Genomic DNA, 14,799 nt, shown 5'->3' on the forward strand with positions numbered 1-14,799 from the left:
GAGTTGGTACGCGTTACCGCCCGCGATATTCGGGAAGGGTGGGTCGATCGCCGAAAATGATCGATTGCGGGTTGCGTTCCAAGTTCCCCGCGGCCCTTCCGATCGTATTTAGTGTCCGGCGTGCGTCGACGGCCACACCTTCGACCTGCCGGGTGCCGGAACCCGTGAAGCGCGTGATGCCCTGTGCGATCTCCGTCGCCCGCCGGCTGAGGTTGTCCGAGGCCGCACCGAACTTCTCCGCGGCCTCCCGGATGGTCGCGAAGGTGCTCTTGCCCTCCTGGCCCGCCGCGGAGCCGAGGAAGTTCTCCGCCGCTTTCAGCACCCCGTCGACCCGCCCGGCGGCGGCATCGAGCTTGGCGGTCAGCGAATTCGCATTGCGGATCGCGTTCTCGGTATCGCGCGCGGAATTGCCGAGCGCCGTCGCGAAGCGGCTCGCGCCGTCCACGATACCGTTGAGCTTCACGGGATCCACCGCCGCGACCACCCGGCCGGCATCGGTGATCGTCTGCGAAAGCTGCGGGACGGCATCGGCGAGGCCGCGGACGAGCGTTCCGGCGTCCTGCATGATGTTGGCGATCTGCTGCCGGTTGTTGTCGACCGTCTGGAGGACCTGGTCGACGTTCTCTACGATCCGCGCCACCCGCTGCCGGTCGACGGAGCGGATGAGGGCCGTCGTGTCGTCCGTCAGCGTCTCGAGCTTGCCGGCCAGGGGCCCGATCCGCTCCGCGGCCGAGCCGATCGATCTGAGAGCCTCCTGGATCTGCGGCGCGTTCTGGCTGAGCGCGGAGGAGAAGGTCTCGACGTTCTGGACCGTGCGGTTGATGCTCTCCCGGTTGCTGGAGACGATCGAGTTCAGGTTCTCGATCAGCACGTTCGCCCGCTCCGCCGTCCCGCGGGCGGTCTCGATGATTGAGCCGAGGCCGCCGCGCTCGGCGACGATCGTCGGGATGTCCTCTCCCGGCCGCTTCTGGATCGGCCCGGCATCCGGGCTGCCGCCCGTCAGGGCGATGACCGCCGCTCCCGAAAGGAGCGCGACATCGAGATTGGCCTTCGTGTCCGCATTGACCGGCGTGTCCGGCTGGATCTCGATCCGGGCAAAGGCCTGCTGCGGCTTGTCCGCCTCGAAATACACGTCCGTGACGTCGCCCACCCGGATGCCGTTGAAGAGGACGGGCGCGCCCTTCGAGAGGCCGGCGACCGAGCCGGAGAACTCAACCCGGTAGGCCGAGCGCCGGCTGCCGCTCTCGGCGCCCGAGAACCAGTAGACGAAGCCGAAGCCGGCAACGATCACCGCCAGCGTGAAGATGCCGATGATCGCGTAATTGGCGCGGGTTTCCATCTGTTGCTTTCACTGTCCGGCGGCAGCGCGGGCGCGCTTGCCGTGGAAATAAGCCCGGACCCAGGGGTGGTCCGAGGCGAGCATCTCTTCGATCGGCCCTTCCGCGATGATGCGGCCCTCCCCGAGCGCCGCGATCCGGTCGCAGACGGTGTAGAGGCTATCGAGGTCGTGCGTCACCATGAAGACCGTCAGGCCCAGCGTCCGCTGGAGCGTGGCGATCAGGTCGTCGAACTCGCCCGCGCCGATCGGGTCGAGACCGGAGGTCGGCTCGTCCAGGAACAGGATCTCGGGGTCGAGCGCGAGCGAACGGGCGAGCGAGGCTCGCTTGATCATGCCGCCCGACAGCTCGGACGGCAGCTTGTCGGCCGCGTCCGGCTTGAGGCCGACCATCTCGATCTTCAGCATCGCAAGCTCGTCGAGGAGCTTCTCGGAGAGCTTCAGGTATTCGCGCATCGGTACCTGGACGTTCTGCCGGACGGTCAGGGCCGAGAAGAGCGCGCCCTGCTGGAACAGGACGCCCCAGCGCCGCTCGACGGAGCGGCGCGACGAGGCCGACATCGCATCGAGGTCCTCGCCGAAGACCTCGATCGTGCCGGCCCGCTTGGGTACGAGGCCGAGGATGGCGCGGGTGAGCACCGACTTGCCCTGCCCCGAGGGACCGACGAAGCCAAGGATCTCGCCCCGGTAGACGTCGAGGTCGAGGCCATCGAGCACGAGCCGCTCGCCGAACCCGACCTGCAGGTCGCGCACGCGGATCACCGCCTCGCGATGGCGGTCGATCATGGGCCTATCGGAAAGGGTCTGGAGCATGCGTCAGTAGTTTATCGCCGCGAAGAAGATGGCGAAAAAGCCGTCCAGGACGATGACCATGAAGATGGCCTTCACGACGGAAGCGGTGACGTGCCGGCCGAGCGACTCGGCCGAGCCCTGGACGGCGATGCCTTCGATCGATGCGATCACGCCGATCACCAGCGCCATGAACGGGGCTTTGATAAGGCCGACCAGGAAGGTGTTCATCCCGATCGTGGCCTTGAGGCGCGCCAGGAACGCGTCCGGCGGGATGTCGCCATAGATCCAGGCGACCAGTCCGCCGCCGACCAGCGCCGCGATCGACGACAGGAAAGTCAGGAGGGGAAGGCCGATCACCAGCGCGAGGACGCGCGGGACGATGAGCACTTCGATCGGGTCGAGCCCCATCACGCGCAGCGCATCGATCTCCTCCCGCATCTTCATGGAGCCGATCTCGGCCGTAAAGGCGGAGCCGGAGCGGCCGGCCACCATGATGGAGGTCAGGAGAACGCCGAGCTCGCGCAGGATCAGGATCCCGACGAGATTGACCACGAAGGTCTGGGCCCCGAAGCGCTGCAGCTGGAAGATGCCCTGCTGCGCCACGATGCAGCCGACCAGGAACGAGATCAGCACGATGATCGGGACGCCCCGGAAGGCGATCTGCTCGAGCTGATTGGTCAGCGCCGGCAGGCGGAACCGGCTCGGGACCAGCAGCACCCGGATCAGCGCCGTGACGATCTCGCCGAGGAGGCTGATGCCCTGGACGAAATCCTTTCCCGCAGCGACCACCGCTTCGCCGATATCGGCGAAGACGTCGAAGAGGCTCGTCGACCGCTTTTCCGTCCGAGGCTGGAAGCCCCGATAGGCGACCTCGTTCAGAAGGATGTGATGCTCCGGCCGGGCGCCGACGAAATCGAGCGCAATGCCGCGGGCGCCGAGGTCGTGGCGCGTACGGTCGAGCACCCAGGCCCCGAGCGTGTCCAGCCGCGTGACGGCCGAGAGGTCGATGAGGCCGCGCCCCTCGCGCTCTGCCGCCGCGAGGAGCTCGTTGGTCTCGCTCTCGACACGCTCGGCGTGCTCCGCAGTCCAGCTGCCCGTCAGCCTCGCGCGGAGTTCATGGCCCGAGCCGTCGAACTCCGCCTGCGGCTCGTTGGCTGAGGTCTCCTGCCGCAAAGCGGTCCCGTCCCTTGGCACGATCGAGTGACGGTGATAGCGCGCCCCCATCGCGCAAGTCGAGCGCGTGGAGGTCACATGCGGCGCGCGTTGAAGGTCGAAATCGATCGTTTCCCCGTCGCCGGCAGGTTCACGATCGCGCGCGGCTCCCGCACGGAGATCGTCGTCGTCACGGCGACCTTGTCGGAAGGGGGCGCAACCGGACGCGGCGAATGCGTGCCTTATGCGCGCTACGGCGAGACTGTCGAGGGCGTGGCCGGCCTTATCGAGTCCCTGCGCGACAGGCTCGAAGCGGGCCTCGGGCGGGCGGAACTGCAGGAGGCGCTGCCGGCCGGCGCGGCCCGGAATGCGATCGACTGCGCGCTTTGGGACCTCGAGGCGAAGCTGACGGGCGTGCCGGCCCATGTGGCGGCGGGAATCTACCGGCTCGCCCCCGTCACGACGGCCTACACGATCAGCCTCGACACGCCGGAGGCGATGGCGGAGGCGACGGCGCGCGCAGCAACCCGCCCCATTCTCAAGATCAAGCTCGGCAGCCCCGGGGGCGACCTCGAGCGCATCGCCGCCGTCCGCGAGGCCGCGCCGGGCGCGACGCTGATCGCGGATGCGAACGAGGGCTGGACGGAGGCGAACCTCGCACACCACCTCGCCGCCTGCGCGAAGGCCGGCTTCGCCCTGATCGAGCAGCCCGTCCCGGCTGCGATCGACGCGATCCTGGCCGACCGGCCGCGCGACGTGATGATCTGCGCGGACGAGAGCCTGCACGACCGGACGAGCCTGCCCGGCCTCGTCGGCCGCTACGACGCGATCAACATCAAGCTGGACAAGGCCGGCGGCCTGACCGAGGCGCTGGCGCTCGCCGCGGAGGCGCAAAGGCTCGGCTTCTCGCTCATGATCGGCTGCATGCTCGGCACCTCGCTGGCGATGGCGCCCGCGATGCTGATCGCCCCGAAAGCCCGTTTCGTCGATCTCGACGGTCCCCTCCTCCTCGCGCGGGAGCGCGAGAACGGCCTCCGCTATGAGGGGAGCACCGTTTATCCCCCGCCGCCTTCGCTCTGGGGCTGAGCAGCCGGTGCGATCGGTGGCATGAAGAGCCTGCGCCGGATTCGGAGAGGATGACGCAGAAGCGCCCGGGCCCAAGTCTCGACGACCGCGACTTCGATGCGATCGAGGCGGCCGTCATGGAGACGGAGCGGGGCCGCTGGTTCCTGGCCGAGTTCACGCGGCGCAACCGCCTGGGGGAAACCCGGCTCCTTCTCGACGCTATCACGCGCATCGAGCAGAGCGTCGGCACGCCCGGCCCGGCCGATAAGGCGCCTCCGGCCCGCTCGCCGAAGGAGGGCATTAAACTCGTCCTGTCCGAACTCGCCGCGAAGATCGCCGCGGGCGCGGACCTCCACTCTGCCATGGACGGCTTCGCAACCTCGCTGGCCACGCTGGATGCGGCGACGGCCGATATCCATGAGGCGGCCGAGCGGGTGAACGAGACGGCCTGGCGCCTGCGCGAGAGCGGCGCCCGTTCCCTGCTCTGCGACGAGCTCGAGAGCGCTGCCGCTCAGATCTCGACCGCATGCGCTTTCACGGGAACGATCGCCGAGCGGTCGCGGCTGCTCGCGGACGCCGTGAAGGCAATCGGCGAGCAAGTCGGAATTCGCGCCGCGGGCGGACCCGCTCCTCCCGGCGAAGCCGGACCAGAGCCGGCAATCGAAGCTGCGCCGCCTACGGTGCGACGGCCGCTCGGCCCGCGCGGCAATGCGCCTCAGGCGGGCCTTCGGTCAGCGCCCCGACCGCTTCCATCGCCGACACCTGCACCATCGCCCGGCGCAGACACGAAGGCCCTTCCGCATGGTCTGCCAAGACCTGACCGCATGCCTGTCCCGAGTTTAGCGGCAATCGAGACGCTGGACTTCCGCGAGCGGCTGAAGCTTTTCACCTGATTAACCAATCACCGGCACACCGGATGCATCGGACGGGCGGCGCGGCTGCTCCTCCGCATGAGGTGCTCGCCCGTGGCCACACCCTCCCCCTCTCTTTCCGCCGAGGCTGCAGCCGATCCCGTGAGTCCCTTCATCGGCATTGGCCTGAAGATCCTGTCGGCCCTCGCCTTCACCTTCATGTCGGCAGGCGTCAAGTGGCTCGGCTCGGATTACCCCACCGGCCAGATCGTCTTCTTCCGCTCGGCCTTCGCGCTCGTTCCTCTCCTGGTCTGGCTCGGCCTGCGCGGCGACCTGATCGCCTCCGTCCGGACCAACGACCTCCGCAGCCACGTCATCCGCGGCCTGATGGGCTCCTGCGCCATGTTCGCGGGCTTCGTGGCGCTCGCCTACCTGCCGCTCTCGGATGCGGTGGTGATCGGCTACGTCTCGCCGCTCCTCACGGTCCTGCTGGCCGCGATCTTTCTCGGCGAGAGGATCAGGATCTACCGGCTCTCGGCCGTCGCGATCGGCTTCATGGGCGTCGTGATCATGGTCTCGCCGCATCTCGGGACCGCTTCGCTCTCCGGGAACGTGCACGCCACCACGCTCGGCGTCGCCTTCGGGCTCCTCGGGGCCTGTTGCGCGGCCGGCGCCACGATCCAGGTCCGTCGGCTGACCGCTCGTGAGAGCACGGGCGCCATCGTCCTCTACTTCACGCTGCTGACGACCGCTCTCGGCGCGACGACGATCCTTCTCGGCTGGAAGGTGCCCTCGCCCTCCCACTTCGCGCTGCTCGTTGCGATCGGCATCCTGGGCGGCATCGGCCAGATCCTCATGACCCAGAGCTATCGCTACGCGGACGCCTCGCTCATCGCACCCTTCGACTACACGACGATGATCTGGGCCTTCCTCCTGGGCTGGTTCCTGTTCGGGCAGCTCCCGAGCACGGCGGTGGTTCTCGGCGGGGTGATCGTGGCGGGCGCGGGCCTGTTCGTGATCTGGCGCGAGCATCGGCTCGGCCTGCAGCGCGCGAAGGAGGTCGAGGCCAGCTCTCAGCGCGCGACCTGAGGCACTTTCGTGTAACATCGGGCGGTGAGTTCCATCGCCTCCCCCATCGACGGGTCAGAGACCCGTTTCCGCAGCACCTCCCGGCAGGAAGGCGCGGCCACCACGCCCATCGCGCTGACGATCGCGGGCTCCGATTCCGGCGGCGGCGCTGGCATCCAGGCGGACCTGAAGACCTTCTCGGCTCTCGGTGTCTATGGGGCGAGCGTGATCACCGCCCTGACCGCCCAGAACACGCTCGGCGTCCAGGGCATCCACGACGTTCCGGCGGAGTTCGTCTCGGCCCAGATGGACAGCGTCTTCTCCGACCTGACGATCGGGGCCGTGAAGATCGGAATGCTGTCGAGCCCGGCCGTGATCGACGCGGTCGCGGCGGGGCTCGAGCGGCACGGCGCCCGCAACGTCATCCTCGACCCCGTCATGGTGGCAACGAGCGGGGACCGCCTCATCTCCAAGGCGGCGGCCGAGCGCCTGCGCGAGCGCCTCCTGCCCATGGCGCTCGTCCTCACGCCGAACCTCCCGGAAGCCGCAGCGCTCCTCGGCGAGGAGACAGCGACCGATGAGGTCGGGATGCGTCAGCAGGGTGCAAGGCTCATCGAGCTCGGGGCTCAGTCCGTCCTCATGAAGGGCGGCCATCTCGACGGCCCGCAGAGCATCGACATCTTCGTCTATCCGGGCGGATTCGGGAGGCTCGAGGCCCCTCGCGTGGCGACCCGCAACACGCATGGCACCGGTTGCACGCTGTCGGCCGCGATCGCAGCCATGCTCGCCTCCGGGTCCGATCTGGTCGAGGCCGTCGTGCAGGCGAAGGACTATTTGACGGATGCACTCTTCGCGGCGGACAGGCTCCGGATCGGGGCCGGAGCCGGGCCCGTGCATCATTTCCACAGCAGCTGGCGCAAGATGGACGACGCTCAGCGGCAAAGCGTTCCTTGATCTTTTCGCCCGCCCGGGATTTCGTCGGCCGGAGCCGGCGGTGGTCCGGATCTGGAGGTTATGAGCCGGATGGCTGTTGAAGGACGTGAGCGGGCGCGCGAGCTGGAGGCCGGCGCCCAGGTGCTGTCCGGGCAGCTCGGCAAGACCATCCAGCGGCTGCGCAAGGCCTACAGCCTGTCGCTTTCGGAGCTCGCCGAGCAATCCGGCGTGGCCAAGTCGATCATCAGCCAGATCGAGCGCAACGAGACCAATCCGACGCTGGCGACCATCTGGCGCCTGAGCCAGGCGCTCGACATCTCCATCGAACGTGTCCTGGCGAGCGTCGACGAGGAGCCGTTCATCGAGAAGACCTCGCGGCCGGACACGCCCATCCTGGTCTCCGATGACGGCCGCATGCGTCTCGCCATCATCGGCTGGATCAAGACGGTCGAATGGCTGCAATGGTACGACCTGACCTCCGAGCCCGGCGGTGTTCTGGAAAGCGACGCCCATCAGCGCGGCTCGGTCGAGTGCCTGTCCGTGATGGAGGGGGAGTTCGAGGTCGAGATCGGGGGCGTCGTGCAGACGGCAAAGCTGGGCGAGACCCTGCGCTACCGCTGCGACCGCCCGCATACGGTCCGCTGCGTCGGCGATGCGCCCGGACGGGCAACCATGGTGTGCATCCTCAAGGCCGCCGTGATGGAGTGAGGCGAGTGCCCGCGAGGTAGGCCCTCGCGCTAAGGCAGACTCCCGCCGAACAGCTTCACGCCGCCGAGCACGATGGCGGCTGCGGCCGCGAGGCACAGCACGGCCCGCAGCCAGAGCGCCCGGCCAGGCCGCATCTCCGCCTGGTCGGCAAAGGGCTCGACCGGCTTCTTCCCCGTGATCATGGCGCCGATCACCGGGTCCTTCTTCACGAACTGGTAGAACAGGTTCACGCCGACGTGGATGACCACGAGGGCGAGCAGGAGGTTGAACGCCAAGTGATGGTAGCGCGACATTGCGCGCTGAACGGGCGTCGGGTCGCCGAAATCGAGATTGGCGAAGGGCCCGCCATACATGCCGTTGTTGTCGACCGTGAAGAGCCCGGCGATCGCCTGAGAGCCGACGAAGGCCAGGAGGAGGATGATCATCCAGCCCCCGAGCGGGTTGTGGCTCAGGTAGGGACGCCCCCTGCCCTGCAGGAGGTCGAAGCCATAGCGCAAAGCCGTCCACGGCCAGGTGACCCAGTGGGCGAACCGGGCCGTGGAGGAGCCGACGAGACCCCAGAGCAGGCGGAAGACGAGCAGGATCAGGATCGCGTAGCCGTTCCAGATATGCCACCTGATCCCCGCATCGCCCTGCTGGTTCGTCAGCCAGGCATTCAGGACGAGCAGGACGAGCGCCCATTTGAAGAGCCGGGTCGGGAGATCCCATGCCCGCACGTGACCGGCCGGGCGCTGCCCGGCCTTTCCCGCGAACCGCGCCCGCGTCGCCTCGATGCTCACTGCCGGTCCGGCCTCAGGTCTTGATGCGATAGGTGTTGTGGCAGGCCCCGCAGGACTTCGTCACAGTGCCGAACGCCGCACGAAAGCTGTCCAGGTCCTTGGCCTGTGAGGAAGCGGCCTGGATGTCCTTCGCCCAGGCATCGAAGCGGGCTCGGAAATCGGCCTCGTTCTCCCACACGGCCGGGGCGGCCGTCGTCTGGCCGCCCGTCTTCGAGTTCGGCGGGAAATGGTTATGGAAGCCATCCGCGGCGGCCGCATAGGTCTTGAGAACCTGCTGTGCCTTGGCGAGATCGAACGGGATCTCTCCCTTCGCCATCTGCGTGCCGGTCCGGGTGGCGGCCCCGACGCCCTTCATGATGTTTCGCCGGGTCTCGATCGGGTCGCTTTGCGCCACCACCGTGGCCGTCGCCGCGACGAGAACCGTCGCAGCCAGGAGAGATCGGATCATTGCAATCCTCATAAGCACCCGTGTGCCACGGGCAGGCAGCACTCAGACGGCGGCAAGCTTGGCTTTATTCCAGGTCGAGCCTCACGCGGCGCGCCGCACGAGCGGCGCCGTCGCAATCGCGGCTCGCACCGCGTCGGGCGTGGCCGGCATGTCGATATGCCGGATGCCATAGGCATGGTGGAGCGCGTCCACGACGGCATTGACCAACGCCGGGCATGACCCGATCGCGCCCGCCTCGCCCGCGCCCTTCATACCGAGCGCATTCGTGGTCGAGGGCACATTGCGCGTCTCGAAATGCACGAAGGGGATGTCCTGCGCCCGGGGCAGCCGGTAATCCATGAAGGATGCGGTCACGAGTTGCCCGTCGTCGTCATAGACGGTGCGCTCGTGCAGCGCCTGCCCGATCCCCTGGACGATGCCGCCATGCACCTGCCCCGCCAGCAGGAGCGGGTTCAGGGTCACGCCGAAATCGTCGACCACGTGGTAGCCGACCACCTCCACGTCGCCGAGCTCGGGGTCGATCTCCACCTCGCAGACATGCGTGCCGTTCGGATAGGTCGCCTCGGGCGGCGTCCACTTGTCGTCGCTCTTCAGCTCCGCAGCACCCGCTCCGGCCTTGGCGGCGAGCTCGGCAAAGGAGATTGACCGGTCCGTGCCGACGACCCTCACGGAGCCGTCGGTCAGCTCGAGATCCGCAACGCCCGCCTCGAGCGCGTCGGCCGCGAGCTTCTTCAGGTTGTCGGCGAGTTTGCGGCTCGCCCCGAGCACCCCGGCCCCGCCGATCGGAATTGAGCGCGAGCCGCCGGTGCCACCGCCGTTGCGAAGGGTCGCCGTGTCCCCCTGCTCCACCTTGATCCTGTCCAGCGGAAGGTCGAGGGCCTCCGAGACGAGCTGCGCGTACGCGGTCTCATGGCCCTGCCCAGTGGATTGGGTGCCGATCCGGACCAGGGCCGAACCGTCGGGCTCCAGGCTCACATAGGCGCGCTCGCCCGACCCGCCGGCGCAGGCCTCGATATAGCTCGCGAGCCCGATTCCCCGCAGCTTGCCGCGCCGAGCCGAGGCGTCGCGCCGGGCCGGGAAGCCCGCGAGATCCGCCCGCTCGATCGCGAGCCGCATGTGCCCCTCGAACTCGCCGGTGTCGTAGGCCTTTCCCGTGCATGTCCGGTACGGCATCTGCTCGGGCCGGATGAAATTCCTAGCGCGCAGCTCGGCCGGATCCTGGCCGACTTCCCGCGCGATGAAATCGACGAAGCGCTCGATCGCGTAGGCGGCCTCCGGACGGCCGGCGCCGCGATAGGCGTCCACCGGCAGCGTATGCGTGTAGTAGCCGCGGATGCGGATATCGATCACCGGGATGTCATAGACGCCCGGCGACATCAGCGAGCCCGCCGTCGGGATGAAGGGGGCATAGCCCGACAGGTAGGCGCCGATATCGGCCTTCAGGTCCACGCGCAGGGCGAGGAAGCGGCCGTCCTCGTCGAGCGCCATCTCGAGCGTGTTCAGGTTGTCGCGTCCCTGGGCGTCGGCCATGAAGTGCTCGGTCCGCTCCGAGATCCACTTGACCGGCCGCTTGGCACGCTCCGCCGCGATGGCGGCGAGCGGGTATTCGCGGAACATGAACATCTTGGTCCCGAAGCCGCCGCCCACATCCGGGGTGACGACCCGAACCCGGTCGCGCTCGACCTTCAGGATCTCGCGCGCGAGCGTGTCGCGAATGCTGTGGCTGCCCTGGCTGCCGAGCGTGATGGTCCAGTTTCCGGTGCCCTCGTCGTATTCGGCGATGCAGGCGCGCGGCTCCATATAGTTCGTGACGAGGCGGTTGTTCACCAACGAGAGCGATACCGTCCGGGCGGCTTTCGCGAAGGCGGCGTCCGTCGCGGCCTTGTCGCCCTCGTGACAATCGAAGGCGACGTTGCCGGACACCTCCTCCCACACGAGGGGCGCACCTGCTCGCTCCGCCCCCTGGATCCCGATGGCGGGCGGTAGCGTCTCCCATTCGAGCGGCATGGCCTCCGCGGCATCGCGCGCCTGCGCCTCGGTCTCGGCAATGATGAAAGCCACCGCATCGCCCACGTGCCTTGCGATGCCATCCGCCAGCAGCGGATAGGGCGGCAGCTTCATCTGGGTGCCGTCGCTGTTCATCGCGGGCGCCCCGCAGGGCAGTCCGCCATAACGGCTCACATCCTCGTGCGCGAGGACGAGGACCACGCCCGGCATCGCCCGCACGTCGGCGAGGTCGCCCATCGTGAAGCGGGCATGGGCGTGCGGGCTCCGTACCACCACCGCATGCGTGCAGCCCGCCGGGAGGATGTCGTCGGTATAGCGGCCGTGACCCGTGACCAGCCGCGGATCCTCGATCCGCGGCGCCGGCTGACCGATTCCGAACTTCATGGGACGCATTCCCTCCGACTCTAAAATGTTGGGCCGGAGGGTGCCGGGCTCAGGCGCCCGGCGTCAATGCGCTTGGCTGGGAACCTCCGTAGTCCGCACCTGCCGGTTGCCCCTCCGCTCGCCGCGGATCCACATCACGAAGGACCGGATTGCGACGTAGAAGACTGGGGTCAGGAACAGGCCGAAGAAGGTCGCGCCGATCATGCCGAAGAACACCGCGGTGCCGAGCGCCTGGCGCATCTCGGCGCCGGGGCCCGTGGCGATGACCAGCGGCACAACGCCCAGGATGAAGGCGAAGGCCGTCATGAGGATCGGCCGCAGGCGGAGCCGCGCGGCCTCGACCACCGCGGGAACGGGGCCGACGCCCTCCCTGTCCTCGATCTGCTTGGCGAATTCCACGATCAGGATCGCGTTCTTCGCCGCGAGGCCGATGAGCACCACGAGGCCGACCTGGGTCAGGATGTTGTTGTCCTGGCCGCGGAAGACCACGCCGGCGAGCGCTGCGAGCACGCCTGTCGGCACCACCAGGATGATGGCGAGCGGCAGCGCCCAGCTCTCGTATTGCGCGGCCAGCACCAGGAAGACGAACAGCACGCCGAGCGCGAAGATGAAGATCGCCGTGTTGCCTGTCGCGCGCTCCTGGAAGGCGAGTTCCGTCCACTGGTAGCTCGTGCCCGGCGGAAGCTGCGAGGCGATGCCCTCCATGGCCGTCAGGCCCGTGCCGGATGACACGCCGCGCGCCGTGTCGCCCTGGATCGGCACGGAGGTGTACATGTTGTAGCGCTGGACGAGGTCGGCGCCGGCCGTGTCGCGGATGCTGACCAGCGAGCCGAGCGGAACGAGCGCACCCGAGTTGGAGCGGACCTTGAGCTGCAGAATGTCGTCCCGCTCCTGCCGGAAGCGCTCATCCGCCTGCACTCGTACCTGATAGACGCGCCCGAACACGTTGAAGTCGTTCACATAGGCGCCGCCGAGATTGACCTGGAGGGTCGAGAAGATGGCGTTCAGCGGCACGTCCAGCATGCGGGCCTTCACGCGGTCGATGTCCAGGTAGATCTGCGGCGTGTTGTTGCCGAAGGTCGTGAACACGCGCGTCAGGTTCGGGTTCTGGTTGGCCTGTCCGATGACCTCGCGGGCCGCGGCGAGCAGCGGTCCGAGGCCGTTTCCTGCGACGTCCTGGAGCTGCATCTTGAAGCCGCCCGCATTGCCGAGACCCTGAACGGGGGGCGGCGGGAGCGCGAAGATCATCGCATCCTGGATGACCGCAAGTTTCTGGATCACCTGTCCCGCCAGCGCCTGCGCGCTGAGCTCGGGTGTGGTGCGCTCCTCGAAAGGCTTCAGCGGCAGGAACATCACGCCGCCGCTGGGCGTGTTCGTGAAGGTCGCGCCGTCGAAACCCGCGATCGAGATGACGTTCGCGATACCGGGGATGTCCTTGATGATCCCCTCGGCCTTCTTCATCACCTCGTCCGTGCGGTTCAGAGAGGAACCGGGGGGAAGCTGGACGACGGCGATGAGGTAGCCCTTGTCCTGGGCCGGGATGAAGCCGGTCGGCGTGGTGCGGGCGAGGAACACGGTCCCGCCGATCAAGCCGCCATAGATGAGCAGCATGACCGCCAGCATCAGCTTGTGGCCGACGAGGCTCCGCACGCTGACCGAGTAGCCGTTCGACGTCTTGTCGAACGCCCTGTTGAAGCCGTTCGCGAGCCCGCCGCCGATACGGGCGAAGATGTTGCGTCGCTCATGCCCATTCCGGTGCGGCTTCAGGAGAAGCGCGCAGAGGGCGGGCGAGAGGGTCAGCGAGTTGAAGGCCGAGATGATCGTCGCGGCCGCGATCGTGAGCGCGAACTGGCGATAGAACTGGCCCGAGATGCCTGGGATGAACGCGGTGGGGATGAACACCGCCGAGAGCACGAGCGCGATGGCGATCACGGCGCCGCCGACCTCGTCCATCGTGATATGCGCCGCCTCGCGCGGCGTCTTCCCCTCGGCGATGTTGCGCTCGACGTTCTCCACCACGACGATCGCATCGTCGACCACGATGCCGATGGCGAGGACGAGCCCGAACAGGGTGAGGTTGTTCAGCGAGAACCCGAAGGCGCTCATCACCGCAAAGGTGCCGATGAGCGACACCGGGATCGCGATGATCGGGATGATCGCGGTTCGCCAGCTCTGCAGGAACACGATCACGACGATGACGACGAGCGCCACCGCCTCGAACAGGGTCTTGTAGACCTCCCGCACGGACTCGGCGATGAACTCCGTCGGGTTGTAGGCGATCCGGTATTCGAGCCCGGGCGGGAAGGTGCTGCTGAGCTCCTTCATCTTGGCGATGATCGAATCCGCCGCATCGAGCGCGTTGGTGCCGGGGCGCTGGAACACGCCGATGCCGATGGCCGGCTTCCCGTCCAGATAGGAGTTGGAGCTGTAGTCCCGGGCCGCGAGCTCGACCTTCGAGACGTCCCGCATGCGCACGAGCCGGCCGTTGGTCGACTTGACGATCACGTCCTCGAACTGCCGGACGTTGTCGAAGCGGCCCTGCGTCTGCACGGTCAGCTGGAAGGCGTTGCCCGGAGCGGAGGGCGCGGCGCCGAGAGAGCCGCCGGCGACCTGGATGTTCTGCTCCTGCAGGGCCGCCATGATGTCGGTCGTCGTGAGACCATAGGCGGAGAGCCGGTCGGGGTTCAGCCACACCCGGAGGGCATATTCCCGCGCGCCGAACACGATGACGTCGCCCACGCCGTCGAGGCGCAGGAGCTCGTCACGGACCCGGATCAGCGCGTAGTTGGAGATGTAGAGCTCGTCGAAGGCATTGTTCGGCGAGAGCATGTGGACGACCATCAGGAAGTCCGAGGAGGCCTTTCTCGTCGTGACGCCCAGGGCGCGCACTTCGGCCGGCAGGCGCGGCTGCGCCGTTGCCACCCGGTTCTGGACGAGCACGTTGGCCTGGTCGAGATCCGTCCCCGGCTGGAACGTGATCGTCAGCTGCATGCTGCCGTCGCCGGTCGAGTACGAGGACATGTAGAGCATGTTCTCGACGCCGTTCACCTCCTGCTCGATCGGGGTGGCGACGGTTGCCGCGACCGTCTCGGCATTGGCGCCCGGATAGGTCGCCCGCACGGTGATCGTCGGCGGGGCGATTTCTGGATACTGCGCCACCGGCAGGCGCGCGTAGGCCACGTACCCGATGAGGACGAGGACGATGGACAGGACCGACGCGAAGATCGGCCGGTCCACGAAGAAGTGCGCGAATCTCATGGGTATCTGCTCTGGGCG

Annotated in this window: 12 protein-coding genes; 5 read left to right on the forward strand and 7 right to left on the reverse strand. The window is 67.9% G+C overall.

What is annotated here, in order from left to right; translation table 11 throughout:
- Positions 1-13: 13 nt before the first annotated feature.
- Genes ACO2SS_RS09645 through ACO2SS_RS09655 form a run of 3 tightly spaced genes read right to left on the reverse strand, consistent with a single transcriptional unit; the run spans position 14 to position 3,352 of the window.
- On the reverse strand, positions 14-1,339 hold the full coding sequence (locus ACO2SS_RS09645; RefSeq protein WP_423277419.1) for an MlaD family protein: 1,326 nt from the start codon (positions 1,337-1,339) through the stop codon (positions 14-16).
- 9 nt (positions 1,340-1,348) lie between these two features.
- Complete coding sequence (locus ACO2SS_RS09650) at positions 1,349-2,122, reverse strand: ABC transporter ATP-binding protein (protein ID WP_423277420.1); 774 nt, start codon at positions 2,120-2,122, stop codon at positions 1,349-1,351.
- A gap of 30 nt (positions 2,123-2,152) precedes the next feature.
- Entirely contained in the window at positions 2,153-3,352 is a 1,200-nt protein-coding gene (locus tag ACO2SS_RS09655) for an ABC transporter permease (protein ID WP_423277421.1), read from the reverse strand.
- A 27-nt stretch (positions 3,353-3,379) separates the two neighbouring features.
- Here ACO2SS_RS09655 and dgcA point away from each other — a divergent pair, with 27 nt between their 5' ends.
- From dgcA to ACO2SS_RS09680, 5 genes are all read left to right on the forward strand, one after another.
- On the forward strand, positions 3,380-4,366 hold the full coding sequence (dgcA, locus tag ACO2SS_RS09660) for an N-acetyl-D-Glu racemase DgcA (RefSeq protein ID WP_423277422.1): 987 nt from the start codon (positions 3,380-3,382) through the stop codon (positions 4,364-4,366).
- Between the two features lie 50 nt (positions 4,367-4,416).
- Positions 4,417-5,238: a hypothetical protein gene (locus tag ACO2SS_RS09665; RefSeq protein WP_423277423.1), complete on the forward strand. Its 822-nt coding sequence runs from the start codon at positions 4,417-4,419 to the stop codon at positions 5,236-5,238.
- A gap of 120 nt (positions 5,239-5,358) precedes the next feature.
- Complete coding sequence (locus tag ACO2SS_RS09670; protein WP_423277424.1) at positions 5,359-6,285, forward strand: DMT family transporter; 927 nt, start codon at positions 5,359-5,361, stop codon at positions 6,283-6,285.
- A 45-nt stretch (positions 6,286-6,330) separates the two neighbouring features.
- Positions 6,331-7,218: a bifunctional hydroxymethylpyrimidine kinase/phosphomethylpyrimidine kinase gene (gene thiD / locus ACO2SS_RS09675; RefSeq protein WP_423277492.1), complete on the forward strand. Its 888-nt coding sequence runs from the start codon at positions 6,331-6,333 to the stop codon at positions 7,216-7,218.
- Positions 7,219-7,287: 69 nt separating this feature from the next.
- A complete protein-coding gene (locus ACO2SS_RS09680; RefSeq protein ID WP_423277425.1) occupies positions 7,288-7,905 on the forward strand; it encodes a helix-turn-helix domain-containing protein in 618 nt (205 codons plus the stop codon).
- 29 nt (positions 7,906-7,934) lie between these two features.
- Here ACO2SS_RS09680 and ACO2SS_RS09685 read toward each other — a convergent pair whose 3' ends face one another.
- The 4 genes from ACO2SS_RS09685 to ACO2SS_RS09700 all read right to left on the reverse strand — a co-directional run bounded on the left by ACO2SS_RS09685 (position 7,935) and on the right by ACO2SS_RS09700 (position 14,781).
- Positions 7,935-8,684, reverse strand: a complete 750-nt coding sequence (locus ACO2SS_RS09685) for a cytochrome b/b6 domain-containing protein (protein ID WP_423277426.1) — start codon at positions 8,682-8,684, stop codon at positions 7,935-7,937.
- Between the two features lie 13 nt (positions 8,685-8,697).
- The gene (locus ACO2SS_RS09690; RefSeq protein ID WP_423277427.1) at positions 8,698-9,132 is read right to left on the reverse strand and encodes a c-type cytochrome; all 435 of its coding nucleotides are present in this window, start codon (positions 9,130-9,132) and stop codon (positions 8,698-8,700) included.
- Positions 9,133-9,213: 81 nt separating this feature from the next.
- A complete protein-coding gene (locus tag ACO2SS_RS09695; protein ID WP_423277428.1) occupies positions 9,214-11,523 on the reverse strand; it encodes a xanthine dehydrogenase family protein molybdopterin-binding subunit in 2,310 nt (769 codons plus the stop codon).
- A 63-nt stretch (positions 11,524-11,586) separates the two neighbouring features.
- Entirely contained in the window at positions 11,587-14,781 is a 3,195-nt protein-coding gene (locus ACO2SS_RS09700; RefSeq protein WP_423277429.1) for an efflux RND transporter permease subunit, read from the reverse strand.
- Positions 14,782-14,799 lie beyond the last annotated feature (18 nt).

The organism is Enterovirga sp. CN4-39, from assembly GCF_049446235.1.
In the GTDB taxonomy this organism is placed as follows: Bacteria; Pseudomonadota; Alphaproteobacteria; order Rhizobiales; family Beijerinckiaceae; genus Enterovirga.

Excerpts from the sequence above, each read along its gene's own strand:
- ACO2SS_RS09645 (WP_423277419.1), bottom strand. The coding sequence starts at position 1,339 with ATGGAAACCCGCGCCAATTACGCGATCATCGGCATCTTCACGCTGGCG.
- ACO2SS_RS09650 (WP_423277420.1), bottom strand. The coding sequence starts at position 2,122 with ATGATCGACCGCCATCGCGAGGCGGTGATCCGCGTGCGCGACCTGCAG.
- ACO2SS_RS09655 (WP_423277421.1), bottom strand. The coding sequence starts at position 3,352 with ATGGGGGCGCGCTATCACCGTCACTCGATCGTGCCAAGGGACGGGACC.
- dgcA (WP_423277422.1), top strand. The coding sequence starts at position 3,380 with ATGCGGCGCGCGTTGAAGGTCGAAATCGATCGTTTCCCCGTCGCCGGC.
- ACO2SS_RS09665 (WP_423277423.1), top strand. The coding sequence starts at position 4,417 with ATGACGCAGAAGCGCCCGGGCCCAAGTCTCGACGACCGCGACTTCGAT.
- ACO2SS_RS09680 (WP_423277425.1), top strand. The coding sequence starts at position 7,288 with ATGGCTGTTGAAGGACGTGAGCGGGCGCGCGAGCTGGAGGCCGGCGCC.
- ACO2SS_RS09690 (WP_423277427.1), bottom strand. The coding sequence starts at position 9,132 with ATGATCCGATCTCTCCTGGCTGCGACGGTTCTCGTCGCGGCGACGGCC.
- ACO2SS_RS09695 (WP_423277428.1), bottom strand. The coding sequence starts at position 11,523 with ATGAAGTTCGGAATCGGTCAGCCGGCGCCGCGGATCGAGGATCCGCGG.
- ACO2SS_RS09700 (WP_423277429.1), bottom strand. The coding sequence starts at position 14,781 with ATGAGATTCGCGCACTTCTTCGTGGACCGGCCGATCTTCGCGTCGGTC.